Source organism: Tenacibaculum sp. MAR_2010_89 (genome assembly GCF_900105985.1).
Classification (GTDB): domain Bacteria; phylum Bacteroidota; class Bacteroidia; order Flavobacteriales; family Flavobacteriaceae; genus Polaribacter; species Polaribacter halocynthiae.
Genome location: NZ_FNUB01000005.1, coordinates 1,149,420 through 1,176,043, shown reverse-complemented (window position 1 = coordinate 1,176,043; position 26,624 = coordinate 1,149,420). Strand labels below are relative to the sequence as shown.

Sequence of the window (26,624 nt, the reverse complement as noted above, 5' to 3'; positions counted from 1 at the left end):
TCCTATAATGGCTTTTTTTATTCACACAAATTCCTTTACAATGCAAGCTCACTTATCAAAAAACGACTATACCATTAGTATTTTGTAAATTTGCAAAAAGAAATTCACCCAACATGGAAATTAAAAGTATTACGGATATTCAAAACATAGAACTCCCTTTACAACTAAACATTAGTTTTAAAAGAGTTTTTGAAATATTTCAAAAGTATGCAGATAAAGCATCTAAGCAACATCCTTTCCATGAATCTGCTAAAGTAATGATCCGTGAAATTGAAAAAGCTCCTGAACTTATCAATGGTTTTTCAGATTTTTCATTATTAAAAAAACATGAAAACACAATCAACCATCTATTAGATGCCTTATTCCCTGAAATATTATCAAATAATGAAATTAAAGTAGCCACTATTCCTTTTTCTTTTACCACTTTTAAATACACTGAACGTTTTAAAAATATACTAGAAAATGCGGGTGATGACTACGAATTAAAAGTTCGGAATTTTGAAGATGATGTAATGTACATTTATGCTTGTACACTTATTTTAGGAACAGTATATAATTATCCTGTAGATTTAAAAAGACCTTTCTTTTTTGATATACCAGATAAAAAACAAGGAGTAACTAAGCATTATCGTGTTGCTTTCAATGGAGATTTTATGGATATTTCTCCATCTAAAAATGCTCCAGAAATCACGAAAGAAGACATCAAATTATTATTAGATAATTTTAATAATATTGATATTTGGAGAGAAAAATTTCCACCAAACTCATATATATTTAAAGGGTTTGGGATTATGAATCTTTTTGATGTTACAGCCGATGAAACACTAAGTGCTATTAGAACCAATTTACTTCAAAAAGATGACGGTAGTATAGTTGAGAAACTACAGAAAAATTTAAGTGAGTTTTACACTATTAAAGATTTAAAAGTAGGCTTTTCTGTATATGATGTTAGTAATATTGAAGTAGAACCTCCAAGAGTAAAAATTTCTGAAAGTATTTTAATTGAAAATGGAACAATAATTACCTGTAATGATTTTTTCTGTGATCATATAATTTCTAAAATTTTCAATAAAAATGAAGAAGTAGTACTTTCTGATATTGAACAATATGGAATAAATTCAGGTGAAAATGATTTTTACCAAAAACTAAAAGAAAAAAATATAGGAAGCATTATATTAATTCCTATAAAAACATCTACCAACAGAGATCTTGTTTTACTTGAAATAGCTTCACCAAGACCTTATGAATTAAACTCAGTAAATAAACAAAAGTTAAAAGATATAATTCCAGTTTTTAAAGCTGCAGCAGAAAGAAATTCTGAAGAGTTTTTAAACACCTTAGAAGCTACTATCCAAGAACATTATACTTCTATTCACCCTTCGGTAAAATGGCGATTTTATGAAGCAGCTGAAAAATATCAAAACGCTTTATTTTCAAAGCAAGAAGAAGCAAAAATTGAACAAATTGTTTTTGAAAATGTATATCCATTATATGGTCAAATAGATGTTAAAGGATCTTCTATAGCTAGAAACACGGCTATTAAAGACGATTTAACAACTCAATTAACATTGGCAATTAATGTTTTAAATGAAGCTTGTAAAGCCGAAAATCTACCGATATATAATGAACTAACATTTAGAGTTAAAGAATATTTACACGAAGTAAAAAAGGGACTAAAAGCCGGTGACGAAATAGGCATTTTAGATTTTCTTAAGAAGGATATTTATCCAGTTTTTAACCATGTAAAAGAAATTAATCTTGAACTCACAGAGCTTGTAAAAACATATACTAACAGCTTAGATGCAAATTTACATGTAGTTTATGACAAACGTAAAGCCTATGAACAAAGCGTTACAAAGCTTAATGACAAGCTAGCAAAGTTTATTGACACTAAGCAAGAGGAAGCTCAAGAAATGTTTCCTCATTATTTTGAACGCTATAAAACTGATGGTGTTGAGTACAACATGTACATTGGGCAATCGTTAACAAGACAAAAAAAGTTTGATGAACTGTACCTCTATAACCTTCGTTTATGGCAATTACAAACCATGTGTGAAATGGAGAACCTTGCTAACACTACTAGAAAAACATTAACACATGATTTAGAAGTTGCTTCATTAATTTTAGTTCACAGTAATTCTTTAGCTATAAAGTTTAGAATGGATGAAAAACAATTTGATGTTGATGGAGCTTATAATATTCGTTATGAAATAATAAAAAAACGAATAGACAAAGCACATATAAAAAACACCAATGACAGATTAACTGTACCTGGTAAAATAGCTATTGTTTATTCACAAGATAAAGATGCTAGAGAATATCTTAAATACATAAAATATTTGCAGTCAAAAAATCAGCTTGGGAGCATAGAAAAATTAGAATTAGAAGACCTTCAAGGGGTTTCTGGTTTAAAAGCTTTACGAGTTGAAGTAATTTATCAAAATGATTTTACATCAGACAAAACAATAACTATAGACCAACTTTTACACGATTTCAAGCAATAGTATTTAGTGCAGTTACACTGCAGCCGCACCACTTTGCATATAAAAAGCTATTGCAAAAGATATTACACTTACTATAATTCCAATCATAAATACAGTATATGTTGTTCTTAATATACTGTATTTTCTATTTAACACTAATCCTAAGAAATATAAATCTTTAGTAAGTGAGCCGTATAAATAATCTCGATCTTTTAACATTTCATCCATTGCCCATTCAAATTCTGGTAAACTCATTTTATGAAAATTACCAAAAAATATTAAGTTTACTTTTTTGTTAGCAACATCTTCTTTTGAAAACTTTCCTTCAGTAACATTAGGCCGTGTAGCAAGAATAGATAGAATAATAGAAATTACTGTGAAAATTATAAAAATAATAGACGGAACTAATAAGTAGCTATTTGATGGATTATCTAATTTAGGAATTAAAGTAGACAATGTCATGGAAATAATAATAGCATTTACCGATAATAAAATATTTGCTTTCGTATCTGCAATATCACTTAAAGTAATATGATTTCTAAGCGCTACTCTAAACATTGTTTCAATACCTCTTTCGGGTAAATCAATTTTATTTTTTTTAATAGCTAATTCTTCTTTTTTCTGCTTAATCTTAGCTAATTCTTGTTTGGTTTTCTTTAACCCTTTTAATAACTGTGCTAAGTTTTTACCTTTTTGCTTTTCCCAAGTTTTAATAGCTTTAACTGAATAATATTTATGATCTTGAGTTAAAAAATTAATATTATTAGTAAGCCAATCAATATCTGAAAACTCTAATCCTTTTGTTAATTCTAACTCTTTACGAAGTAATTCAGAGAACTCCTCATAATTCTTACTCCCTAAGTGAGAACAATCAGCATCTCTTACAATTTTTTCTAGTAAACTGTTAGGTACTACACCCATTTTTGTTGCTAAAATAATACGGGTAACCTCATCTATTATTTCCTCACCACCTTCTTTTTTTAAAAATTCAGAAGCTATTTTTACACTTTCCTCCTCATGATTATTTAAATCTACAGTGTACCCTGTATCATGAAACCAAGCAGCTGTAAGAAGTATTTCTGTATCTCTTTCATCAAGTAACTCTAGCTCCGCTAATTCTTTTGACTTCTCTACTACTCGTTGCGTATGAGCTATATTATGATATACAAATTTCTTTTTTAAACCAGCGTTTAAAAAATTTATCACATAACTTTCTACTTTTTCTAATAAATTACTCATGAATTGGCTACTTTTAGAATGTAAAAATAACCAAACTTTAGCACAATTAATAATTGTAAGGAATTAGCCCCTGTACCGACTATTAATTACTTAAAAACATAGAATATGCTTACTTGGAAAAACATTATCAGTTTTACTACAAACGGAAATCCAATTCCAACGAAAAGAGTAGAAAAAACTAATGAAGAATGGAAGAAATTATTATCTTCAGAAGAATATACTATAACACGTTTAAAAGGAACCGAACGACCTTTTAGCGGAGAGCTTTGCTCATCTTTTACAGAAGGTAAATATAATTGTACTTGCTGTAATACTCCTTTATTTGATTCAAACATAAAATTTGATTCAAGTTCAGGATGGCCAAGTTTTACACAGCCTGTAGAAGAAAACGCTGTTAAATATCATAAAGATACTACGCATGGAATGATACGAGTAGAAATTTTATGTAATACTTGTGATGCCCACTTGGGTCATATTTTTCCTGATGGGCCAGAACCTAGCGGATTACGTTATTGTGTAAACTCATTAAGTATTAAATTAGAAAGTAATGAATAAACAGTTAGCAACATTAGGAGGTGGATGTTTTTGGTGTACTGAAGCTATTTTTCAAAAAATAAAAGGTGTAGAAAAAGTAGTTTCTGGATATGCCGGAGGTACTGTTCCAGGAAAGCCAACCTATAGAGAAATTTGTTCAGGATTGACTGGACATGCAGAAGTGATTCAATTTATGTTTGATCCAACAATAATTTCGTATGCAGAAATTATCACTATTTTTATGACCACTCATGATCCAACTTCTTTAAATAGACAAGGAGCTGATGTAGGAACTCAATATCGATCTGTTATTTTTTATCATAACTCAGAGCAAAAACAAATAGCCACTGAAGTAATACAACAGATACAACCTTATTTTGAAGAACCTATAGTCACTGAAATTAGTGAAATTCCTATTTTTTATGATGCTGGAGAGGATCATCAAGATTATTACAATCAAAATAGAGAACAAGGATATTGTAATTTTGTAATTACCCCAAAGTTAAGTAAACTTAGAAAACTATATGCTGACAAATTAAAATAAGCAATGATTATTAAATTATACGGAGCTCAAAGGTGTCATAAAACCATATATTACCAAGAATTTTTCCTTGCTAAGAATATTGATTTTATTTTTTTAGATGTTGAAAAAAATAGTGAGTATGCTCAAGAGCTCCGTAAATTATATGAAAATAAAAAATTGAATTTCCCTACTATTACAATTGGTAAAAAAAAAACTCAGAAACCCTTCAGATAAAGAGTTAAATAAATGGATTGATAAATTTTCCATTAAATAAACAGCGAACTAGAAAAGAATACGTGATTTTAACTGGAAAAGAAATAAAAAATTATAGCATAGAGAAACTCATTGGTAAACCAATAAAGTTTTCTCTAAGAAAAATGAATACTATTTTTTGTTAAATCTATTAGTACTGAAAACAAAGAAATAAATGCTATTAAAATTAACACAAGATGCAATATTCAAAAATACACTAATGGAATTTTAATACGATTTAATTATTCAAACAAAATTTCAGTTATACCTGTTAATAATAATGACATTATTAAAATTAAACTCCAACGTGGAAAAGAAAAAATAACCCCATCTCTTTTTTCTTTATTTAATCTTTTAATTAAACTTAATTTACCTATAAGATATGCTAGATATCTAGCATGGAAAAAATATGAATATCAAATTTCAGAGACTACACTTTTATTAGAATTCAATGATGTAAAAATGAAACTCATAACCAATGGCTATAATTATGAAAATCAGCTATCTTTTATTGACTCTTTAAATTCAAAACTTAATGTATTTGAAAATCTTTTTGAATTACTTTGGCTTCAATCAAATAATGGAACTGAGTCTATAGAAAATATTTCAATATTATTACATGAGGTATCTAAAAATACTAATAACCCTAAAAAAACAATATTAAAACACTTTAAAATTCTTATAGACAAAAACATTATAAGATTAGTAAAAAATCAATCCTCTATTTTTGTTTTCACAGAAAAAGGAAGAAAAATCAAAACAACTAACAATATAGAAGAGCTAACAAATCATTACCATTATAGTAGTTTAAGAAACTTTTAATTAAAAAATTGCAATAAAAACTATATGAAGCTAGAAGATAAAAGAATAAAAAAACACCTAAAACAGCTACCTCTTGATCAATATACTGTTTATCATAGCCCTATAAAATCATGGTTTATTTTTATTTTTTTAATACTAATCATCATTAGTCCTTTTTCAATTTATTTTATAGGCTCATTATTCTCAACTTCTTTTAATATAATTATCATTTCTTTAATTATTTCATTATATCATACGTTATCTCTGCCTATTACAACAATAGTTTTATTGTTTCTAACAATTATCTACTAGTTATAAACCCAAACTTTCCTTTTAAAACAATTAAAAAATATAATTTAAGCAGTATTAATGAAGTTATAATAGACAACGATAAAAGAACAGTAAATTCAATATTTTTATGGATCTTTTTCATAATTAATCGTAACCAAATTAAAATTAAACTGGGAAAAAAAATTGAAACTTTTTATTGTGTTAATTTAGATGTCGATTGCTGTGGTGAAAATTGGACTGAAAAGAATTTAGATGATTTTTATAACGATTTAAAATCAAAAAATATCAATGTCCACATGAAAATATAAAACTATGAAAAAACCATTTCTTGACGATATTAGAACTATTGAAATGATTTATGACAAATCAATGGAAAGTGAATTTGACATTGTTAGAACTTATGAAGACTTTGTAGCTTATATTACTACTAACGGACTCCCTAATTTTATTAGTTTTGACAATGACCTAGGCCTTGACGCTAATGGAAATATTGCACCCGATGGATTGGCTGCAGCTAAATGGCTTGTTTACAAATCTGGTTTAGACCTGAGAAACTTACAGTTTAAAGTTCATTCAGCAAACCCAGTAGCAGCAGAACAAATTAGAGGGCTTTTAACAAATTATATCAACCATTTAAATAAACACACCACTTAAAACTATTTTAAAATAGTAAAAATTTCAAGCACTTCTTTTTTATGTCGTTGACTTAACGGAACTGTCATCTTATTTTTAAGAATAATATTATAATCTGCTGTATCAATCCTTTCTATTTGGTTTCTATTTATCAAATATCTTCTGTGAGTTTGAATAAATATATCTTTAAATTCTTCAGCAAAACTTTTCAAGGTTTTTTGTACTAAAAATTGCGCATCTTTTGTATAAACATGGCAATATTTATCATCTACTTCTATATAACACACATCATTTTTAGATATTTTAAATAACGAATCTTTCTTTTTTATAAATAACTCTTCATTTACTTTTAGAACCGCCTCTTCTTTAGTAGATAATTGCCCTACTCCATTCACAAACTTTTCAAAAGCCAGTTCAATAGTAAATTTAATACCAAACGGATCTATAGGTTTTAACAAATAACTATGTGGGTTTGCACTTTTTGCTGCTGTAAAACTGATTTTATCTTTAGCACTTGTTAAAAATAAAATAGGTATTGCCCTGTTTTCATTAATATAAGTTGCAAACCTGGTTCCTTCTCGCTCTCCTTCTATAAAAACATCTAAAATTGCTAAATCAGGTTTGTGTAAATGATAAAAGGCAACAGCTTCATTATAGTTTGTAGCTACACCAACAACATCATAATGTTTAGACACTATATTTTCTACTATTTGTGCTTCTTCTTTACTATCCTCTAAAATTAAAATCTTAATTCTTTCCATACCTATTAGGCTATTATTTTATGAAGTATTGATATGTTTACTATCGTTCCTCCTTGGGGGTTATTTTCTATAGTTATCATTCCATCATTTAGTTCAATCATCGATTTTACAAGATGTAAACCTAAGCCAGAACTTTTTCTTCCTTCAGTATCTTTTTGCGCTTTTTGAGCATCTAGTTCAAATAATGTTTTCAATACCGTTTCAGATATACCAACTCCTGAATCTTGAATTCGTAATTTAAAAAAATCACTTTCTACCACTCCATATATTTTTATATTCCCACCAACAGGCGTGAATTTTATGGCATTGTCTAAACAATTACGTAGTACAATTTTAAACAACTCCATATCTCCAAAAATTAATATCGAACTTAAATTTTTACTACTGAACTCTATCTTTTTTTCTTGTAATAACGATTGATATTGATGTTCTATTTGCTTAACAACGGGCAGTAATGGAAACCAGTCTTTTTGTACAAACAATAAGTTTGATTGACTTAACGACCAGTTTAACAAATTATCTAACAAAAAACTTAGTGAATCTATTACCGAAACTACATTTTTATTTATAGTTATCGTTTCTTTATTTTCTTTAGGTTCATAAACTTGAAATTTCTGTTTTAATAAAGCTACAGGACTTCGTAAATCATGAGCAACAATACTAAATATTTGATTTTTTAATGCATTTACTTCTTTTAACTCTTCATTTAAAACACCAATTTGCTGATGCTTTTGTCTTAGTTTTTTATAGAAAAAATAAATTACTACTAACAGTAATAATATAGCAACAGTAATGATTATAAAAATATTACGTTGCGCTGTTTTTTTATCTACCTCTATTTGCTTTTTCTCAATATTAAACGCCTCTTTTTGTTGCGCTATTTGCCAAACTGTATTCTCTTTTTGAATGGAATCTTGAAAAACATTGTATTCCTTTAAATATCCAACTGCTTCTTTATGCTCTTTTAAAGCTTCAGATACAATATATAGGTTATGGGTAATAAAACTTTTTAGTTGAAAATTTCTTAAAGGTTTTACCACTACATAAGCAGAATCAAAATACTTTTTTGCTTTTTTATCTTGATATTGTTCAAAATACAAATTCCCTAAATTAGAATACACCCTAGCTAATGATAAAGAATCATTATGTTTTTTATATGCTTTTAGTAAATCTAGGTATAAAACTTCGGCTTTTTTAAATTCTCTTTTTGATGAGTTTAAAAAAGCTAAGCTTTCATTTAATTCACTTTCTAGTTTATAAGGCAGACTTTTATACTTTAATATTTCACTGTAATAAAATACAGCCGAATCATAATTTCTTCCTTCATAAAACTCTCCAAGACTTTTCATTACAATTAAGCGATATTTTTCATCATTCTTTAATATCTTCTTTCTAAAAAAAAACTCAGCTTTATCGTATATTTTTAAACGTAAAAATAAATGTCCTTGTAAAATACTTTTCAATTTATTATTAGTATTTTCATCTTTCAACAAATAATAACTTACCTTTTCATAATCATTATCTATGAAAGAAATATGGGCATTATGCCAAGCATTCTTTTCTAAATCTGGTAACTTATCCAAGTTAACACTATCTAAACTTGCACAGATAGTACAGTTTTCAGAAAAAAACTCTTTCACATATGAAGTTTGAGAAAAAGATGAATAACTAAAAAAAAACAGAAAATAAAGCAAAAACTTCACTTTATAGTGCATAATTAATTCTTGATAGTTGAATTTGGAGGAATAACCAATGTACCTCTTCTAGGTTCTTTAATAAATGGTTCTCCATTAAAATTAATAGTAACTCTTACTTTATCAACCGTATCCATTTGCTCATCATCTATAGTAAAGATAAAAACTAACAAGCATTGTTTTTCTGCTTTTGGATTAGTTTTCTTTTTAGGTTTAATCAACAAACTCAATTCTTTATTTGAAATAATTCCATCAATATCAAACTCTTCAACACCACCCTCTATAACTTCTTCATCAAAAAAAGCAGTAACATATAAATAATTTAAGCTACCTGTTTCTGTTATTCTTACAAAAGGACCTAAAGATGTGTGTCCATCAATACTAATAGGAGTTTGGTTTCCATCAATTTTTCTGATTTTTAATTCTTTAATTATAGAATATAATTCTAAGCTCGTTTTGTTTTCCATGATTTATTAGTTTGATTATAGTGCAAGATACTCTATTGTGAAATAACCATCAACACATCAAATACTCAATTTCAAACGCTTAACTCCTTTTTTGTAGCACTCACGAAGTTTCTTAATTCATTCACTGAGATTAATCTATTAAAGTACTTGTTCAATTGTAATTTTAGGATCAGAAACTTATTATTAGCGCTAAAAATAGTTTTCTAAAACCAAACAGAGTAGAGTTCAGAAACTACAAAAACGAGGCGAACCCTGAAAAGCCTTACGAGTAAGGAATATTAAAACTATTTATTATGAGCGAATTATCAAACGGAGGACCAATTATTATTGACGAAACTAGAAAATTTAAATTTAGTATTGTTGGAATACGTATAGAAGGAACAGCAAACATTAAAGTTTATGACAATAATGGTGGTTGTGCTGGATTTCACACTGATGTTTTTGTTAAAACCAATCGTGGTAGTGGTGGTAAAAGGGTTGTTTTAAAAGGAAATGAAACAAATACTTACCCAATAATGGGACCACTTTCTCTTGAAGTAACTATTTCTAAATGGCAATGTACTAGTACTAAACTTAATTTCCACATTAAAGGAATTGTAAAAGGTCCTTTCGGAATTAGAGAAACTATTATAAATACTGACCTTTCTGGTGATCGATTTAATCATGATTTATTAAATAAAGAACTAGAATTATTACTTCATGAATCTGAAGTAGCATCTAAAGCATAATTTTTTAAAATCTAAAAACCTCAGATTAGTTAAGCTAGTCTGAGGTTTTTTATTTTTTATTAATACTCAGTTTATTTATTATAAGTGTAATAACTTTGTTAGTTGAAAAAAGAGAAGTAAAACCACACTCTAATGAAGCTACACCTAAATAATACTTTTAATAAAGAACTACCTGCAGATAAAGTCTTAGAAAACACTCGCAGGCAAGTACTAGATGCTTGTTTTTCGTATGTAACGCCTAAAAAAACAGCTAATCCTTCATTAATTCATGTTTCTGAAGAAATGTTAGTTGAATTAGGTCTCACAAAAGATGATGCAAAAACGAACAAATTTCTAAGTATTTTTACAGGAAATGAGGTATTAGAAAATACGCATCCGTATGCCATGTGCTATGGTGGTCATCAATTTGGGAATTGGGCTGGGCAATTAGGTGATGGTAGAGCTATTAATTTATTTGAAGTAACTCATAATAAAAAACAATGGGCAGTACAATTAAAAGGTGCTGGTGAAACACCTTACTCACGAACTGCTGATGGTTTAGCCGTTTTACGTTCTTCTATACGAGAATATTTATGTAGTGAAGCAATGCATCATTTAGGAGTTCCAACAACTAGAGCTTTGTCTTTAAGCTTATCTGGTGATGAAGTTTTACGAGATGTATTATACAACGGAAACCGAGCTTATGAAAAAGGAGCTATTGTTAGTCGAACTGCTCCTAGTTTTATTCGTTTCGGAAGTTTTGAAATTCTTTCTTCTAGAAAAAACAACGTAGCTTTACAACAATTAACAGATTATACAATCAACCATTTCTACCCAGAAATAACTTCAACAGGAAAACAAAAATATCTTGATTTTTTAACCAAGGTTAGAGATAATACGATTGAAATGATAGTACATTGGCAACGCGTTGGTTTTGTACATGGTGTTATGAATACGGATAACATGTCTATTTTAGGATTAACAATTGATTATGGTCCTTATGGATGGTTAGAAGGTTTTGATTTTGGATGGACGCCAAATACAACAGACGCTCAACATAAACGTTATCGATTCGGAAATCAATCCTATATTGGATTATGGAATCTTTTTAAACTAGCGAATGCTTTATATCCACTTATTGAAGAAGCTGAACCTTTACAACAAATTTTAGATGGTTACAATTCTCTTTTTAAAGAGCAATATGAAACTATGATGAAAAGTAAGTTAGGTTTAATTCAAAATAACGATACGGATTCTGAGCTTATTGGTAGACTAGAAGAAACGTTACATTTGATAGAAACGGATATGACTATATTTTTCAGAAACCTTTCAAAAATCACTAAAGAAGACACCATTTCTATAGCTATTGAAAAAATAGCAGAAGCTTTTTATAACCCACTAGAATTAAAAGACGAAATAAAACAGCATTGGGAAACTTGGCTTACTCAATATATTGATAGATTACAACAAGAAACTCAAACTAATGAACAGCGTAAACAACATATGAATGGAGTGAACCCTAAATACGTATTACGTAATTACATGGCACAACTGGCAATTGATGATGCTAACAAAGGTGATTACAATTTAATTGAAGAATTTTATCAGTTATTAAAGCAACCGTATAGCGAACAACCTCAACATCATAAATGGTTTGCCAAGCGCCCTGAATGGGCACGTAATAAAGTAGGTTGCTCAATGCTTTCATGTAGTTCCTAAAAATTTGTACTTTTAAGGAAATGTTTTCTATTAATGACACACGAGTTTAAAGAAATTATTCAACAAGCTTTTCTTAATCAGCAAAAAGGAATCCAAAATATATTGGCAACTGTTGTTGCTTTAGATGGTTCTTCCTATAGAAAGCCTGGTGTACAAATGTTGCTATCTTCTGACGGAAAAATAACAGGAGCCGTAAGCGGTGGTTGTGTAGAAAAAGAAGTGCAACGAAGAGCTCAAACAGTTTTTAAAACAAGAACTCCAAAAGTTATAGCTTATGACGGTAGATATCGGTTAGGTTGTGAGGGCGTTTTATATATTTTATTAGAATCCATTAATCTTACACCTAAATTTTTAAAAGAATTTTCTAGTAGTATCGAAAAAAGAATCCCTTTTAGTATAAACGCTCACTATAAAAAAGAAGATGAAATTGAAGGAAACTTCGGCACAGTAATTCAGTTTGGCAAAAAATCCTTCACCTTTTCTAATCATTTTAAACCTACGGTAAATAACAAATTTTTAGTATTTACACAAACCATGCAACCGCTATTTCGTTTAATAATTATTGGTGGAGAACACGACGCTGTTAAACTATGTAAACAAGCCACGTTATTAGGTTGGGAGGTTGAAGTCATAACCTCTATAAAAGACCCTAAACAATCATCAGATTTCCCAGGAGCAAAATCGGTAATTGCACAAACTCCAGATTTGGTTGAATTAACACACATAAATCAACATACTGCTATCGTTCTTATGAATCATAATTTCACCTACGATTTACGATACATAATAAAACTACAAGAAACCGACCCTAGTTATATTGGAATATTGGGCGCTGCTAAGAGAAGAGAAAAACTATTCAATGAATTATTTGAACTATCTCCTGACGTTTCTGATAGCTTTTTAGATAAAATTCACACGCCTGCCGGGTTAAATATTGGCGCAATAACTCCAGAAGAAATTGCATTATCTATTGTTGCTGAAATATTATCAGTTATCAGAAATAAAGAAGTTTTTTCATTAAAAAAAATAACAGGTAAAATTCACACATAATTATAAATTCGGCATTGCGAAAGTAATGAAGCAATCTCTATATGGAATACTTTACTTCATTTACAATAATTATTAAGAACAATGAATAAAACCGCTATTCTTATTCTTGCCGCTGGAAGTTCTTCTCGAATGGGAAGCTCTAAACAACTACTCCCTTTTAAACATACCAACTTATTAGGTTGGACGATAGAGCAAGTTTTAAATTTAAAAACAGGAACTGTTTATTGTGTTTTAGGAGCAAACTTTCAACTTATAAAAAAAGAAATTGAGCACTACCCTATCCAAATATTACATAATTATAACTATGAAAATGGATTAAGTTCAAGCATAGTAACTGGGATTAAATACGTACTCGACAAACAATACGATTCAGTAACGATACTTTTGGCTGACCAACCAAAAGTCACTTCATCATATATTCATGAAATGTTTCTTCTATCTAAAGAGAACCCTACAAAAATAATCGGCTCTAATTATGGTAAAAAAGTAGGTGTCCCAGCTATATTTCCAGCTACTTATTTTTCAGAATTGTTACAATTAAAAGGCGACAAAGGTGCTAAAGAGCTTCTTAATAATGAAGAAGAAAATCTTGTAAAAATGACGCCTTTTAATTTGATAGATATTGATACTCCTGAAGACTATAATAAACTAACGAATTAATAGTATTTTTGTAATTCAATAAAACCACTTATGAACATTAGATTTTTCCTATATTTCATTGCCTTTATTTTTATAACTGGCTGTGCAACGTATAAAGCACAATATGCCAATAATAAAGCACCTAAAACAATTAAGGTTAATAAAGAGCTTTCTCACTCTTTTTATTTAATTGGAGATGCTGGTAATGCTGACTTAGGTAAGAACTTACTTTCTTTAGAGTATTTTCAAAAAGATTTACAAACCTCAACAAAAAATAGTACAGCTCTTTTTTTAGGTGATAATATATATCCTATAGGAATGCCTAAAAAGAAAACTACTGAAAGAGCGTTAGCTGAACATAGATTACAAATTCAAATAGATGCTGTAAAAAACTTTAAAGGAAAAACTATTTTCACTCCTGGTAATCATGATTGGTATAATGGTTTAAAAGGTTTAAAACGCCAAGAAAAAATGGTAGAAAAGGCCTTGGGTAAAAATTCTTTTTTACCAGAAAAAGGATGTGGATTAAAAAAAGTAAACATCAATGATAACTTAACTCTTATTATTATTGACAGTAAATGGTTTATTACTGACTGGAATAATCACCCAACTATTAATGAGAATTGTGATATTAAAACACGTGAACATTTTATGAATGAACTATCTGGAATGTTTAAAAAAAATCGTTATAAAAATGTAGTAGTAGCTATGCATCACCCATTATATAGTAATGGACCTCATGGTGGTAGTTTTTCTTTTAAAGACCATATGAAGCCTATACCTGTTTTAGGTACTCTAAAAAATATGTTGCGTTCACATGCAGGTATTGAAACTGACAATTTTAACAAAAGTTACACAGATTTTATAGAACAAATAAAAACTATTGCTGATGACTTTAAAAATAACATTGTTTTTGTTGGTGGTCATGAACACAACCTTCAGTATATAGAAAATGATGGTTTCAAACAAGTAGTAAGTGGTTCAGGTTCTAAACAATCACCTGCTTTAGCTGGTTATAATGCTCCTTTCACCTATGGTAATCACGGATATGCTAAATTAAATTTTCATAAAGATGGTTCTGCTGTAATTGAATATTACGCTGCTAACACTACCGATAATAATAAGCTGCTATTTAGTAAAGAAATTATCACTCCAAAAACAGTAAAGAAAGCTCCTGATTTTAGTGAATATAATGCTCATAAAAAAGTTATTGAAACTTCTATTTATCCTTCAGAAGCTACAAAAGTAAGTGGATTTCATAAATTTATGTGGGGAGACTTACACCGTGAAAAATATGGTAAAAAAATACAAGTACCTGTTTTAGAATTAGAGTCTGTTTTTGGTGGATTAAAGCCTATTAGACAAGGAGGAGGAAACCAAACAAATTCACTTCGTCTTGAAAATTCTGAAGGAAAACAATATGTACTACGTTCTATGTATAAAAATGGTAGTCGTATTATGGGAGGAATCTTAAAAGGGACTTTTTTAATTGACGTTGTACAAGATATTTTTACTATGTCGCACCCATATGCTGCATTTGTTATTCCTGATATGGCAGAAGCTGTGAATATTTACCATACAAATCCTAAGCTATACTATATGCCTAAACAACCAGCTTTAGGTAAATACAACACTATTTTTGGAGGTGGTTTATATTTATTAGAAGAACGTCCTGCTGGTAATAGAAAAGATGTAGATAGTTTTGGTAATTCAACGAACATTATAAATACTTTTGATGTTTTAGAAAAGATTCGTAAAAATGGAAAGCATACAGTAGATCAAGAATGGGCTATACGTTCTCGCTTGTTTGATATGGTAATTGGAGATTGGGATCGTCATGAAGATCAATGGCGTTGGGCTTCATTTAAAACCGATAATGGCAACACCTATTACCGACCTATACCTAGAGATAGAGATCAACCTTTTTCTAAATTCGACGGAGTTATGATTCCTTTATTTCAACAGTTTGCTCCTTTAGTTAAAAACATGCAAACTTTTGAAAATGATATTAAAAATATGAAATGGTATAACAATTACCCTCGTTTTTTTGATGCTGAATTTTTAAATGAATTAACTTTAAAAGATTGGTTAGCACAAGCGGATTATATTCAAAAACAATTAACAGATGATATTATTGAAGCTTCAATAAAAAAGTTACCTACCAAGATTTATGAATTAGACGGAAAAGAAACAATTGCAAAAATAAAATCACGAAGAGATAAATTAAAAAGCATTGCTCGTAGATACTATACAAAACAAGCTAAAACTGTATACATTGTAGGTACTGACAAAAAGGATATATTCTCAATAGAACGTATAAATAACACTGAAACTAGAGTTACTGTTACTCGTAAGAAAAATACAATCTATAAACGCACTTTTACGACCAAAGAAACGAATGAAATTCAAATCTATGGATTAAATGGTGATGATACTTTCACCATAACTGGAAAAGTTAAAAACGGTATTTTAGTTCGCTTAATAGGAGGACAAGATCATGATGTGTATACTGATGAGTCTTCAGTAGCTGGTTGGAGTAAGAAAACAAAAATCTACGATTATAAATCAAAGAAAAATACCGTAAACGGAAACAAGGAAACTGCCGATTTACGCTCAGACAATTACTATAGAAACACCTATAATCACCGAGATATAGATAACAACACTACTCTTGTTTTTCCTAGCTTAGGTAGTAATCCAGATGATGGTTTCTTTATTGGCGCCTCTGTAACCCATACACGACAAGGGTTTAAAAAACGTCCATTTGCAAGTCAACATTCTTTATCAGCAAACTATTTTTCAGCTATTAATGGTTTTGACATTGAATATAATGGTGAGTTTACTGAATTTATAGGAGATTGGAGTTTAGCAATACGCGCAAAAGCAACTAGTGACAATTATTCTATTAACTTTTTTGGATGGGGTAATAACAGTGTAAATAATCAAAATTTTGATTTAGATTATTACCGTATTAAGAAAAGTGAATTAAGCTTTTCGCCAGCACTCTTAAAACGTTTTAGAGGTGGGTTTGCTGTTCAATTAGCTTCTTCTATAGAAGGTGTTCGTGTACAAAACACACCGAATAGAAACATTAGAAATCACAATCAAAGTGCTATTAATATTTTTGATACTAATTATTTTATAGGAAGTGAACTTGGTTTTACTCATAACAGAATTGATAATGTAAGCTTCCCAACTAAAGGAATGAATTTTGAATTAGCAGTTGGAGCAAAATCAAAAATTAATGACTTTGAAAGGCGTTTTGGATATATTAAATCTTCTTTAGCAATTTATCAAAACTTGGTGCAAAATCGTTCATTAGTTTTAGCTTCTGAAGTTGGTACACATATTAACATTGGTAACCGTTTTGAAATTTTTCAAGCTGCTACTTTAGGTGGTGATAAAAGCTTACGTGGTTTTAACCGTCAGCGTTTTACAGGAACTCAAAGCTTTTATCATAGTAATGATTTACGATTGCGCTTTGGAGAAATTAAAACTTCTTTTTTACCATTAAAAATGGGAGTTTCTGCTGGTTTTGACTACGGACGTGTTTGGAGTCCAAGAGAAGTTTCAAATTCAACATGGCATACAAGTTATGGTGGTTCTGTTTGGTTAAGTGGAATTGATTTATTCACCCTAAATATTTCTTACTTCCAAGGAAACACTAACGAAAATAGAGTTGCTTTTGGTATTGGTTTTTCTTTTTAACACAATTTTTTTTAACAAATTATGACACAACAAACCATTTTATTTTTTGGAGCCATTTTTGGAATGCTAGCAGTTATTTTTGGTGCTTTTGGAGCCCATGCCTTAAAGAAAATTTTAACTGATCATCAATTAAAATCTTTTGAAACAGGAGTAAAATACCAAATGTACCATGCTATTGTTTTACTTACCATTGGTTTTAACTTCAAAATACCAAATCCATTATTAGGATGGAGCTTTATAATTGGAGTTTTACTTTTCTCATTTAGTATTTACGGATTGGTTTTATCAGATGCCAAAGGCAAAAAGCTACGTTTTCTTGGTCCAATTACTCCACTTGGTGGACTATTCTTAGTTATTGGCTGGATCCTTTTATTTGTTGAAATTATTAACCTGTAATTTATTCCAAGTATATTTTTAACTTCATTAAGATTGGGGCACGAAAGAAGTATTTTTTAATAGCTTCGTATACTCGCTATGACAGATTTCAAGTCAACAAATTTTTATTTTTCCACAAGGGAAAACTCATACAACTTCCCTCCAGCTCCATGAGATTGTTCATCAGTAATATAAAGTGTGTTATTATCTTTAAAAGTAATTCCTTCTTTTTGTGAAGTATGCCCTAAATCATGTTCAGTTACTACTCCACTGAAAAAATTATCATTAGTAAAATCTGTAAAAATTAATACTTGATCATGAGTTAGTAAGGCTACTTTTGTTTTATCAGGAGATATACATGCAGCAGTTACCCAACAGTGTATACTATTATTACAATTTTCAAACGTATCAATATATTCTGCAGTATATTTCCCTTTTGTGGTTGGTACTTTATATAAACTTGTTTTGCCATACGCTCCTTTTACACGACTTTTAGTAAAAACATATAACCCACCTTTAAAATACAATAATGATTCAGCATCAAAAAAACGTTTCTTCTTTTTGGGTGGAAATTTAGTTTGATTAGGATACTTAAATTTAATTTTTTCTGGTGTTATTATATTTTGAGACGCTAGCTCTTCTGCAGTTATTTTATAAATAACTAAATTTTTACGTTTGTTACCGTTATTCCCAAAATCAGCAATATATAAATTACCTTCTTCATCTGAAGTAATGTCTTCCCAATCTTTATTTTTTGTGGTCAGTGCTATTGTTTGTTGTATTTCACCAAAAACATTTACACCATAAATATCAGCTTCATTTCCACCATCATTATGCATCCATAAAATATCTGATCCTTTTATTTTTTCAACTCCAGACACCTCTTCTAGTTCATCCGGCACTGAGCCAACTATTTTTAATTGCCCATAATTTGTACAACTTGAAACTAAAAATATACTTAAAAAAAAATAGAATACCTTTTTCATTTTAAAGAATTACTTATAATAGTAAAGGTACTTAAAAAACAATTTCTAAGCCACACTATAAAGTTAGTTTATGTATAATATTAACTATCCAGTTATTCCTTAAATAACGCTATTGTATAATTTAACAATAAAGTATCTCCTTCATTACCATGCCCTGGTATCACCCATTTAGCATCTTTATATTTACCTTTTACTGCATTAACGGTATTTGACCACTCTTTAACATTAGCATCTGCTAAGTTCCCTTTTTTAGCCTTTAGTGTTTTTACTAAACAACCTCCAAACAATACCTTATCTTTAGAATAATACCCAATTATATTATCTTTCGTATGACCTTCTCCTAAAAACTCACAAATAATCTTATTATTACCTATTTTTAATTCAAAATTATTATAAAAACCATGTTGTGGTATAATAGTACCCTGCTCTTTAGCTAGTTTTATCGTTTTTAGACTAGCATATGATGGTACCTCTTTATGATGAAACGCTTCTAAACTTCCTAAACAATCAACATGAAAATGAGTGGGTATTACAGCTTTTATGGTAGCTTTTTTTTGGTTTTCTACCCAAGTAATTAATTCTTTCGCTACTTTATTTTTAGATGGTGTATCAAAAACCACTGCTTCATTATTATCTATAACTAACATTCCATTACATGCTACTTTCCCCCAACTTTCTGTGTCTAAAAATGTAGTATGCACATACACATTATCGGTTAGCTTTTTTAATTTTAATGTTTCTGAAGAATAAACTTCGTTAGATGCATCAATCTCTTTTTTACAACTAACAGTAATTAAAAATAGTAGTATAACACCTATCCTATAGAAGTAGTTTTTCATAATAATTTATTTCTTGCAAAGATACAATTATGAAAATACTTCTCTCAATTTACTTAGTATAAGCAACTCATTATTTTGAAAAATTTTCTAATTTAAATTTAATTATTTTAGGCATTTTCCAGCTATATTTTTCAAGTAAGTCTTTATAAATAATTTTCCAAAACTCATCACTTTTTACTTCTTCTGACTGCAATTTACTTTTCAAGTATTTTTCTATTTCATATACTTGATGAAATGAATTATATGCATTTTCAGATTCAGAAAAAGCTAAAATAGCTCCCTCAATATCTTTATCTATCAATAATGAAAATCCTTCTAACTCTTTTTGTAGTGCCAATTTAAAGTTTTGAGGGTTTAGTTTTGTTATAATAGGAGATATAACACCTGTACCTTCTATTTTACTTTTTTTCAAAATTGCTTTTTCAAGTTCAAATTTCCCTTCTATAGTCGTTGTATCAGTTTTAGAAATAATTAAATCTTGTTTAGCTATTTCATTTTTGTATTGCTTATCTAAAATATCATAATAGTCTTTCCATCCTTCTTTTAACTGACCAGACACTGTTACGTTTGAAAAAAACTCTGCTAATAATCTTCTCTCTGCTAATCCGTCAACCTTTGTTATTAATTCAACATATGTATTATATACTTTTATTTCTTCAACCCCTTGCTTTCGTTCATCTAAAACCCATGAAAAGAAAAAAGTTAATAATCCTATTACTACTGTATTTATAAACCATTTTATAAAATCTATTTTACTTTTTTCAGGAGCTTTTTTATTTTCCATTATTTACTATTAATTAGTTAGAAACTAATATATAAACCATTAGTTTAATAATTTAATTTTTTAAATATTATTTTTTTTTATAATCATAAAAAAACCACTGAAAAATCAGTGGTTTTATATTTGTATATTTTTTAAAACTGAAAAGTATTTTTATGTTACCATCCTCCAGTAGCACCACCTCCGCCAAAGCCTCCGCCTCCGAAGCCTCCTCCGAAACCGCCGCCACTAAATCCTCCACCAGAAGAACCTCCAAAGCCTCCGCTTCCGAAACCTCCTCTTCCAGAATTACTTAGTATGATAGTATCGAAGATGTCTCTAGCTGGATCTGATCTTCTATATTTTCTTCCGCCGCCTCGACCTCCTCGGTTTCCGCGAGATATTATAATAAAGAATATAATAAGTATAATTATAAAAATAATAAAACTCGGGTCAAAACCATCTTTAGATCGCTTTCTTTCTCCTTTAAATTCTCCTTGAAGTACTTTAAATATCGAATTAATTCCACTATCTAAACCTGCATAGTAATTTCCTTTTTTGAAGTAAGGAATAATGTTGTATTCAATTATTTGACGTGAAACATAATCAGTCAATAAATGCTCAGTCCCATAACCAGTTCTAATAGTAATTTTTTTATCATCTTTAGCTAACAATATAAAAATACCATTATCTACTTTCTCTTGACCTATTCCCCATTCATGTGCCCAATTTGTAGCTAAATAACCTATTTCTTCACCTTTCGTGGAATTAATAACAGCAACTACTATTTGTGTAGAAGTAGTATCTGAATATTTAATTAATTTTTGTTCTAATGTAGTTTTCTCATGCGGAGTTAATAAACCTATATAATCAAATAAACTCGTCTGATCTTTTTCTTTTTTCGGCTTCTTTGGAATTTCAAAACCTTGAGAAAAGATATTAAAAACACTAAATAGTGAAAATATAAGGATTAAAGTAGAAATGGTCTTTTTCAATTTCATTTAGCCTTTTGATATTTCATTAGACAACTCATCTTCATCATTAGTCTGCCAAGGAAAATGTGCTTTTAGTTCTTCACCTGCTTTTAAAACACCATCAATAATCCCTTGCTTAAAATTGCCTTTTTTAAATTGCTCCTGCATGGTATTTTTAGTAGTGTCCCAAAAGTTTTTAGGTACTACAGTATCAATACCCTTATCACCATAAATTACAAACTTATGATCTTCAACAGCTACATAAATAAGTACTGCGTTTTCTTGCTTGGTATTATACATTTTTAAAGTACTAAATACTTCTAGTGCTCTATCATAATGAGAAAGTGTTGTGCTCTTTTCAATATGTACTCTAATTTCACCAGAAGTATTTAGTTCAGCTTGCCTAATCGCAGAAACAATTTCTTGTTCTTCTTGAACAGAAAGAAAGTCTTCAACTTTAGACATCAATTAAAACTTAAAATCTACATTAGGTGCATTTTCAGAACCTGCATCAGATTTGTAACGATTCATTTCATCAAAATTGAAGATTCCAGCTAAAATTGATCCTGGAAACTTTTTTATATGTTTATTATAAATATTTGTGCTTTCATTAAAACGGTCACGAGCAACATTAATTCGGTTCTCAGTACCTTCTAATTGACTTTGTAATTCTAAAAAGTTTTTATTAGCCTTAATATCTGGATAACGTTCAACTGACACTAATAATTTAGACAACGCTCCAGTTAATCCTTGTTGAGCTTGCTGAAACTGAGCCATCTTTTCTGGAGTTAAATCTCCAGCGTTTATATTTACAGAAGTAGCCTTAGCACGGGCATTAATTACATCGGTAAGCGTAGATTTTTCAAAATCAGCAGCTCCTTGTACCGTTTTTACTAAATTACCTATTAAATCATTTCTTCGTTGATAAGAACTTTCTACATTTGACCACTTAGTTTTTGCATTCTCCTGGTATTCAACTGCTGTATTATTAAATCCTACAGCCCAACTATATAAAGCAAACGCTATTACACCTACAATAATTAAAGGTACTAACCATTTTTTCATAATTTTTGATTTTATAATTGATTTTTGATTTTTATTAATTCTGCTTTTACAGTTTCCAATCTACTAATTATTTCGTGATTGTTTACCACTTTATCTGGATTTCTCTTTAACTTTTGTTTAGCTCCTTCTAAAGTAAAGCCTCTTTCTTTAACTAAATTAAAAATAAGTTTAAAGTTTTCAATATCTACTTTTGTAAATAACCTATTCCCTTTTGCATTTTTTTTAGGTTTAATTACATCAAACTCTTTTTCCCAAAAACGGATCAAGGAAGTATTTACTCCGAAAGCATCAGCAACTTCGCCAATTTTATAGTATCTTTTTTCAGGTAACTCTACGTACATTTTTATTTTTTAATCATACGACTGCCCCTTTTGCTGAGACGCCTTTTGCATTGCTATAAATTCTTCAGGAGTTAAATCGCCATAATAAAAATAAATAGGATTTACTGGTCGTCCATTTTTATGAACTTCATAATGTAAGTGTGGCGCTGCAGAACGTCCTGTATTACCTACATACCCTATCAAATCTCCTCTTTTTACACTTTGTCCTTTCTTAGCCACCATTTTACTCATATGAGCATAAATTGTTTTATACCCATAGCCATGATCTATATAAATTACTTTTCCAAAAGTTGAACTTCTATGTGCTTTAATTACCTTTCCATTTCCTGATGCAAAAATTGGTGTTCCAGTAGGTGACGTAAAATCCATTCCATTATGCATACGCCAAGATTTTAAAATAGGATGTAATCGCATACCATACCCAGAAGCCATTCTTTTTAAATCTTCATTTTTCACAGGTTGTATTGCAGGAATAGAAGCTAGCATCTTTTCTTTTTCTTTAGCTAAATTGACTATTTCATCTAACGATTTTGATTGAACTACCATTTGTTTAGATAAAATATCTAACTCTTTGGTTACATTTTTAATCATGCTACTATTATCAAAACCATCAAGATGTTTGTATCTATTTACACCACCAAAACCTGCTCTACGTTGTTCTTCAGCAATTGGACTTGCCTCAAAATATGTTCTATAAATGTTGTTATCTCTTTGTTGTAATTCAGTTAAAACACCAGAGCTTTCGTCCATTCTTTTTGAAAGTAGTTCATAGTGTAACTTTAAGTTTTCTAATTCTCTTTTTTGGGCTCTCTCTTTTGGTGTTAATAAAAACTGACTAAAACCTATGAATCCTAAAAAAGCAATTAATAATCCTCCTGTTACCACTAAAAAAGCTTTCTTATATTTTTCGGCTGATCTACTCTCTATTTTTCTATAAGATAACGTCTCTGGATCATAATAATATTTTACTTTCGCCATAATGCTAAATATACTATTTTTGTGCTCTTTAAACGAGCGCCTTTATTTAAGGGTTTATTGTTTGGAAACACACAAATTTACAAAATGTTTTAAAACTACTTATTTAAAGCGGTTTTTTAGTTAAAAATTAACAATTTTAAGATACTGGAGTGGTATGAAATCTCAAGAAGTTAGAGCTAAATTTTTAGATTTTTTTAAATCGAAACAACATGACATCGTTCCTTCTGCACCTATGGTGCTAAAAAACGATCCTACCTTAATGTTTACCAACTCTGGTATGGCCCCGTTTAAGGAGTACTTTTTAGGTAATGCCACACCAAAAAATAATAGAATTTCAGATTCTCAAAAATGTTTACGTGTTTCAGGAAAACATAACGATTTAGAAGAAGTTGGATATGACACCTATCATCATACTATGTTTGAGATGCTAGGAAACTGGAGTTTTGGTGATTATTTTAAAAAAGAAGCTATTGCTTGGGCTTGGGAATTATTAACTGAGGTTTTTAAAATAGATAAAGATATTTTATACGTAACCGTTTTTGAAGGTGATGAAAAAGACGGTACTAAAATGGACCAAGAAGCATACGATTTATGGAAGCAATATATTTCAGAAGATCGTATTTTAATGGGAAATAAAAAAGATAATTTCTGGGAAATGGGTGAGCAAGGTCCTTGTGGTCCATGTTCAGAAATTCATGTTGATATTCGTACAGCCGAAGAAAAAGCTAAAGTAGACGGAAAATCATTAGTTAATGAAGATCACCCACAAGTTGTTGAAATTTGGAACTTAGTATTTATGCAATACAATCGTAAAGCTAACGGTACTTTAGAAGGGCTTCCTTCTAAACATATTGATACAGGTATGGGGTTTGAACGTTTATGTATGGTTTTACAAGGAGTTCAATCTAATTACGATACTGATGTTTTTACACCTTTAATTCGTGAAGTTGAAACCATCACTGGGATTGAATATGGCAAAGATGAAAAAATAGATATTGCTATTCGTGTTATTGCTGACCACGTTCGTGCAGTTGCTTTTGCTATTGCTGATGGTCAATTACCTAGTAATAATGGTGCAGGTTATGTTATTCGTAGAATATTGCGTAGAGCTATTCGTTATGGATTTACATTCTTAAATCAAAAAGAACCTTTCATTTATAAGTTAGCAGAAACGTTATCACATCAAATGGGTGCTGCTTTTCCTGAAATTAAAAAGCAAGACACTTTAGTACATAATGTAATTAAAGAAGAAGAAGCTTCTTTTTTACGTACACTAGATCAAGGATTGTTATTATTAGATAAAGTTATAGAAGACACTAATGGAAAAACAGTATCTGGTAAAAAAGCTTTTGAATTATATGACACCTATGGTTTTCCTTTAGATTTAACTCAATTAATTGCTCGTGAAAAAGGATATGAGATTAATGAAGAAGAATTTAATGCTGGGATGAAAGCTCAAAAAGATCGTTCTCGTGCAGCTTCTGCAAGTGAAACTGGTGATTGGGTTATTTTAATAGAAGATGAAGTAGAAGAATTTATTGGATACGACACCTTAACTGCTGATGTAAAATTAACACGTTACAGAAAAGTTACCACTAAAAAAGATGGTGACCAATATCAATTAGTATTTAACATGACTCCTTTTTATCCTGAAGGTGGTGGACAAGTTGGTGACAAAGGTGCCATTGAAACTCCAAATGGTGATGTTATATACATAACGGATACTAAAAAGGAAAACAATGTAATTATTCATTTTGCTAAAAACCTTCCTAAAAACTTAAATGACACGTTTAAAGCAGTAGTAAATGATGAATTTAGACGATTATCTGCAAGTAATCATTCTGCTACTCACTTATTACACCAAGCATTACGTGCAGTTTTAGGAACTCATGTTGAACAAAAAGGATCATTAGTTAGTCCTAAACATTTACGTTTTGATTTTTCTCACTTTTCTAAAGTTGATAAAGATCAATTACAAGAAATAGAAGAGTTTGTAAATGCTCGTATTCGAGAAAACCTTCCATTAATAGAAAAAAGAAACATCCCAATGCAACAAGCTATTGATGAAGGTGCAATGGCTTTATTTGGTGAAAAATATGGTGATAGTGTTCGTGCTATTCGTTTTGGACAATCAATAGAATTATGTGGTGGAACTCATGTACAACAAACTGGTGATATTTGGTATTTCAAAATAAAATCAGAAGGAGCCGTTGCAGCTGGAATTCGTCGTATTGAAGCCATTACTAATATAGCCGTAGGTGATTACTTTGAAGATATTGAACGTAATTACACAGAAGTAAAACAGGTATTAAAAAACCCTAAAAACCTTACTAAATCGGTAGTTGCTTTACAAGATGAAAATGCTAATTTAAAAAAGCAATTAGAGCAATTATTAAAAGATAAAGCTAAAAACATGAAGGGTGACATCAAAAACCAATTACAAGAGGTTAATGGTGTTCACTTTGTAGCTACTAAAGTAGATTTAGATCCAACTAGTATTAAAACCTTACTATTTGAATTAGGTGGGGAAATAGATAATTTATTTGTTCTATTTGCTTCTTCTGCTTCGCCTGAAAAAGCAATGTTAACTTGTTATATTTCTAAAGAACTTGCAAACGAACGTGGGTATGATGCTGGTAAAGTAGTTAGAGAATTAGGGAAGTACATTCACGGTGGTGGTGGTGGACAAAATTTCTTTGCTACTGCTGGAGGTAAAAACCCAGGTGGAATTCCAAAAGTATTAGAAAAAGCAATTGAATACATCGGATAAAACAGATTAAAAATATTTTAAAAAAGGTTCATAGT

At 29.7% G+C, this 26,624-nt stretch carries 25 protein-coding genes; 13 read left to right on the top strand and 12 right to left on the bottom strand.

The genetic code is table 11. The features are described from left to right. The first annotated feature begins 113 nt into the window (after positions 1-113). Positions 114-2,504, top strand: a complete 2,391-nt coding sequence (locus tag BLV71_RS08780) for a GAF domain-containing protein (RefSeq protein WP_093870185.1) — start codon at positions 114-116, stop codon at positions 2,502-2,504. Between the two features lie 12 nt (positions 2,505-2,516). Here BLV71_RS08780 and BLV71_RS08775 read toward each other — a convergent pair whose 3' ends face one another. Next, positions 2,517-3,722, bottom strand: coding sequence for a Pycsar system effector family protein (locus BLV71_RS08775; RefSeq protein WP_093870184.1), 1,206 nt, complete (start codon positions 3,720-3,722; stop codon positions 2,517-2,519). Between the two features lie 105 nt (positions 3,723-3,827). Between BLV71_RS08775 and msrB the strand changes: the two genes are divergently transcribed. From msrB to BLV71_RS08750, 5 genes are all read left to right on the top strand, one after another. Then, positions 3,828-4,277: a peptide-methionine (R)-S-oxide reductase MsrB gene (msrB, locus tag BLV71_RS08770; protein WP_093870183.1), complete on the top strand. Its 450-nt coding sequence runs from the start codon at positions 3,828-3,830 to the stop codon at positions 4,275-4,277. Then, positions 4,270-4,800: a peptide-methionine (S)-S-oxide reductase MsrA gene (msrA, locus tag BLV71_RS08765; RefSeq protein WP_093870182.1), complete on the top strand. Its 531-nt coding sequence runs from the start codon at positions 4,270-4,272 to the stop codon at positions 4,798-4,800. The genes msrB and msrA overlap by 8 nt, the downstream gene beginning before the upstream one ends. 3 nt (positions 4,801-4,803) lie before the next feature. After that, positions 4,804-5,013, top strand: coding sequence for a glutaredoxin domain-containing protein (locus BLV71_RS19025; RefSeq protein WP_369813912.1), 210 nt, complete (start codon positions 4,804-4,806; stop codon positions 5,011-5,013). Positions 5,014-5,493: 480 nt separating this feature from the next. Further along, complete coding sequence (locus BLV71_RS08755; RefSeq protein WP_093870181.1) at positions 5,494-5,853, top strand: hypothetical protein; 360 nt, start codon at positions 5,494-5,496, stop codon at positions 5,851-5,853. Between the two features lie 582 nt (positions 5,854-6,435). Beyond that, positions 6,436-6,777, top strand: a complete 342-nt coding sequence (locus BLV71_RS08750) for a cyclic-phosphate processing receiver domain-containing protein (RefSeq protein ID WP_093870180.1) — start codon at positions 6,436-6,438, stop codon at positions 6,775-6,777. 2 nt (positions 6,778-6,779) lie between these two features. On the opposite strand, the gene BLV71_RS08745 is transcribed toward BLV71_RS08750, so the two are convergent. From BLV71_RS08745 to BLV71_RS08735, 3 genes are all read right to left on the bottom strand, one after another. After that, positions 6,780-7,517 (bottom strand): LytR/AlgR family response regulator transcription factor, encoded by a 738-nt coding sequence (locus BLV71_RS08745; RefSeq protein ID WP_093870179.1) that lies wholly within the window; start codon positions 7,515-7,517, stop codon positions 6,780-6,782. A 5-nt stretch (positions 7,518-7,522) separates the two neighbouring features. After that, positions 7,523-9,157, bottom strand: a complete 1,635-nt coding sequence (locus BLV71_RS08740) for a tetratricopeptide repeat-containing sensor histidine kinase (protein WP_176974380.1) — start codon at positions 9,155-9,157, stop codon at positions 7,523-7,525. A 77-nt stretch (positions 9,158-9,234) separates the two neighbouring features. Continuing rightward, positions 9,235-9,678 (bottom strand): hypothetical protein, encoded by a 444-nt coding sequence (locus tag BLV71_RS08735; RefSeq protein ID WP_093870177.1) that lies wholly within the window; start codon positions 9,676-9,678, stop codon positions 9,235-9,237. Between the two features lie 293 nt (positions 9,679-9,971). Between BLV71_RS08735 and BLV71_RS08730 the strand changes: the two genes are divergently transcribed. The 6 genes from BLV71_RS08730 (at position 9,972) to BLV71_RS08705 (ending at position 17,897) form a co-directional block, all read left to right on the top strand. Next, positions 9,972-10,406 carry a hypothetical protein gene (locus tag BLV71_RS08730; protein WP_093870176.1) on the top strand — a complete coding sequence of 145 codons (435 nt, stop codon included), beginning with the start codon at positions 9,972-9,974 and terminating at the stop codon, positions 10,404-10,406. Positions 10,407-10,538: 132 nt separating this feature from the next. Then, complete coding sequence (locus BLV71_RS08725) at positions 10,539-12,104, top strand: protein adenylyltransferase SelO (RefSeq protein WP_093870175.1); 1,566 nt, start codon at positions 10,539-10,541, stop codon at positions 12,102-12,104. A 33-nt stretch (positions 12,105-12,137) separates the two neighbouring features. Then, positions 12,138-13,154 (top strand): XdhC family protein, encoded by a 1,017-nt coding sequence (locus tag BLV71_RS08720; protein ID WP_093870174.1) that lies wholly within the window; start codon positions 12,138-12,140, stop codon positions 13,152-13,154. An 81-nt stretch (positions 13,155-13,235) separates the two neighbouring features. Next, the gene (locus tag BLV71_RS08715) at positions 13,236-13,814 is read left to right on the top strand and encodes a nucleotidyltransferase family protein (protein WP_093870173.1); all 579 of its coding nucleotides are present in this window, start codon (positions 13,236-13,238) and stop codon (positions 13,812-13,814) included. A gap of 30 nt (positions 13,815-13,844) precedes the next feature. Then, positions 13,845-17,501 (top strand): ShlB/FhaC/HecB family hemolysin secretion/activation protein, encoded by a 3,657-nt coding sequence (locus tag BLV71_RS08710; protein WP_093870172.1) that lies wholly within the window; start codon positions 13,845-13,847, stop codon positions 17,499-17,501. A gap of 21 nt (positions 17,502-17,522) precedes the next feature. Further along, complete coding sequence (locus BLV71_RS08705; RefSeq protein ID WP_093870171.1) at positions 17,523-17,897, top strand: DUF423 domain-containing protein; 375 nt, start codon at positions 17,523-17,525, stop codon at positions 17,895-17,897. 104 nt (positions 17,898-18,001) lie between these two features. Here the strand turns inward: BLV71_RS08705 and BLV71_RS08700 are convergent, their stop codons facing one another. The 8 genes from BLV71_RS08700 to BLV71_RS08665 form a co-directional block, all read right to left on the bottom strand. Further along, positions 18,002-18,862 carry a hypothetical protein gene (locus tag BLV71_RS08700; protein ID WP_255405142.1) on the bottom strand — a complete coding sequence of 287 codons (861 nt, stop codon included), beginning with the start codon at positions 18,860-18,862 and terminating at the stop codon, positions 18,002-18,004. A 92-nt stretch (positions 18,863-18,954) separates the two neighbouring features. Continuing rightward, a complete protein-coding gene (gene bla / locus BLV71_RS08695; RefSeq protein ID WP_093870170.1) occupies positions 18,955-19,701 on the bottom strand; it encodes a subclass B1 metallo-beta-lactamase in 747 nt (248 codons plus the stop codon). A gap of 70 nt (positions 19,702-19,771) precedes the next feature. Beyond that, positions 19,772-20,485: a hypothetical protein gene (locus BLV71_RS08690; protein WP_093870169.1), complete on the bottom strand. Its 714-nt coding sequence runs from the start codon at positions 20,483-20,485 to the stop codon at positions 19,772-19,774. Between the two features lie 155 nt (positions 20,486-20,640). Next, a complete protein-coding gene (locus BLV71_RS08685) occupies positions 20,641-21,462 on the bottom strand; it encodes a TPM domain-containing protein (RefSeq protein WP_093870168.1) in 822 nt (273 codons plus the stop codon). Next, complete coding sequence (locus BLV71_RS08680) at positions 21,463-21,900, bottom strand: TPM domain-containing protein (RefSeq protein WP_093870167.1); 438 nt, start codon at positions 21,898-21,900, stop codon at positions 21,463-21,465. It lies immediately after the preceding gene. Between the two features lie 3 nt (positions 21,901-21,903). Beyond that, positions 21,904-22,500: a LemA family protein gene (locus BLV71_RS08675; protein ID WP_093870166.1), complete on the bottom strand. Its 597-nt coding sequence runs from the start codon at positions 22,498-22,500 to the stop codon at positions 21,904-21,906. An 11-nt stretch (positions 22,501-22,511) separates the two neighbouring features. Continuing rightward, positions 22,512-22,841 (bottom strand): MerR family transcriptional regulator, encoded by a 330-nt coding sequence (locus BLV71_RS08670; protein WP_093870165.1) that lies wholly within the window; start codon positions 22,839-22,841, stop codon positions 22,512-22,514. Between the two features lie 9 nt (positions 22,842-22,850). Beyond that, entirely contained in the window at positions 22,851-23,819 is a 969-nt protein-coding gene (locus BLV71_RS08665) for a M23 family metallopeptidase (protein ID WP_093870164.1), read from the bottom strand. 154 nt (positions 23,820-23,973) lie between these two features. On the opposite strand from BLV71_RS08665, the gene alaS reads away from it, so the two are divergent. Further along, the gene (gene alaS / locus BLV71_RS08660) at positions 23,974-26,589 is read left to right on the top strand and encodes an alanine--tRNA ligase (RefSeq protein WP_093870163.1); all 2,616 of its coding nucleotides are present in this window, start codon (positions 23,974-23,976) and stop codon (positions 26,587-26,589) included. Positions 26,590-26,624 lie beyond the last annotated feature (35 nt).

Bases quoted from the DNA above. Each gene is read 5' to 3' on its own strand.
- BLV71_RS08780 (WP_093870185.1), top strand. From the start codon at position 114: ATGGAAATTAAAAGTATTACGGATATTCAAAACATAGAACTCCCTTTA.
- BLV71_RS08775 (WP_093870184.1), bottom strand. From the start codon at position 3,722: ATGAGTAATTTATTAGAAAAAGTAGAAAGTTATGTGATAAATTTTTTA.
- msrB (WP_093870183.1), top strand. From the start codon at position 3,828: ATGCTTACTTGGAAAAACATTATCAGTTTTACTACAAACGGAAATCCA.
- msrA (WP_093870182.1), top strand. From the start codon at position 4,270: ATGAATAAACAGTTAGCAACATTAGGAGGTGGATGTTTTTGGTGTACT.
- BLV71_RS19025 (WP_369813912.1), top strand. From the start codon at position 4,804: ATGATTATTAAATTATACGGAGCTCAAAGGTGTCATAAAACCATATAT.
- BLV71_RS08755 (WP_093870181.1), top strand. From the start codon at position 5,494: ATGAAACTCATAACCAATGGCTATAATTATGAAAATCAGCTATCTTTT.
- BLV71_RS08750 (WP_093870180.1), top strand. From the start codon at position 6,436: ATGAAAAAACCATTTCTTGACGATATTAGAACTATTGAAATGATTTAT.
- BLV71_RS08745 (WP_093870179.1), bottom strand. From the start codon at position 7,517: ATGGAAAGAATTAAGATTTTAATTTTAGAGGATAGTAAAGAAGAAGCA.
- BLV71_RS08735 (WP_093870177.1), bottom strand. From the start codon at position 9,678: ATGGAAAACAAAACGAGCTTAGAATTATATTCTATAATTAAAGAATTA.
- BLV71_RS08730 (WP_093870176.1), top strand. From the start codon at position 9,972: ATGAGCGAATTATCAAACGGAGGACCAATTATTATTGACGAAACTAGA.
- BLV71_RS08725 (WP_093870175.1), top strand. From the start codon at position 10,539: ATGAAGCTACACCTAAATAATACTTTTAATAAAGAACTACCTGCAGAT.
- BLV71_RS08720 (WP_093870174.1), top strand. From the start codon at position 12,138: ATGACACACGAGTTTAAAGAAATTATTCAACAAGCTTTTCTTAATCAG.
- BLV71_RS08715 (WP_093870173.1), top strand. From the start codon at position 13,236: ATGAATAAAACCGCTATTCTTATTCTTGCCGCTGGAAGTTCTTCTCGA.
- BLV71_RS08710 (WP_093870172.1), top strand. From the start codon at position 13,845: ATGAACATTAGATTTTTCCTATATTTCATTGCCTTTATTTTTATAACT.
- BLV71_RS08705 (WP_093870171.1), top strand. From the start codon at position 17,523: ATGACACAACAAACCATTTTATTTTTTGGAGCCATTTTTGGAATGCTA.
- BLV71_RS08700 (WP_255405142.1), bottom strand. From the start codon at position 18,862: ATGAAAAAGGTATTCTATTTTTTTTTAAGTATATTTTTAGTTTCAAGT.
- bla (WP_093870170.1), bottom strand. From the start codon at position 19,701: ATGAAAAACTACTTCTATAGGATAGGTGTTATACTACTATTTTTAATT.
- BLV71_RS08690 (WP_093870169.1), bottom strand. From the start codon at position 20,485: ATGGAAAATAAAAAAGCTCCTGAAAAAAGTAAAATAGATTTTATAAAA.
- BLV71_RS08685 (WP_093870168.1), bottom strand. From the start codon at position 21,462: ATGAAATTGAAAAAGACCATTTCTACTTTAATCCTTATATTTTCACTA.
- BLV71_RS08680 (WP_093870167.1), bottom strand. From the start codon at position 21,900: ATGTCTAAAGTTGAAGACTTTCTTTCTGTTCAAGAAGAACAAGAAATT.
- BLV71_RS08675 (WP_093870166.1), bottom strand. From the start codon at position 22,500: ATGAAAAAATGGTTAGTACCTTTAATTATTGTAGGTGTAATAGCGTTT.
- BLV71_RS08670 (WP_093870165.1), bottom strand. From the start codon at position 22,841: ATGTACGTAGAGTTACCTGAAAAAAGATACTATAAAATTGGCGAAGTT.
- BLV71_RS08665 (WP_093870164.1), bottom strand. From the start codon at position 23,819: ATGGCGAAAGTAAAATATTATTATGATCCAGAGACGTTATCTTATAGA.
- alaS (WP_093870163.1), top strand. From the start codon at position 23,974: ATGAAATCTCAAGAAGTTAGAGCTAAATTTTTAGATTTTTTTAAATCG.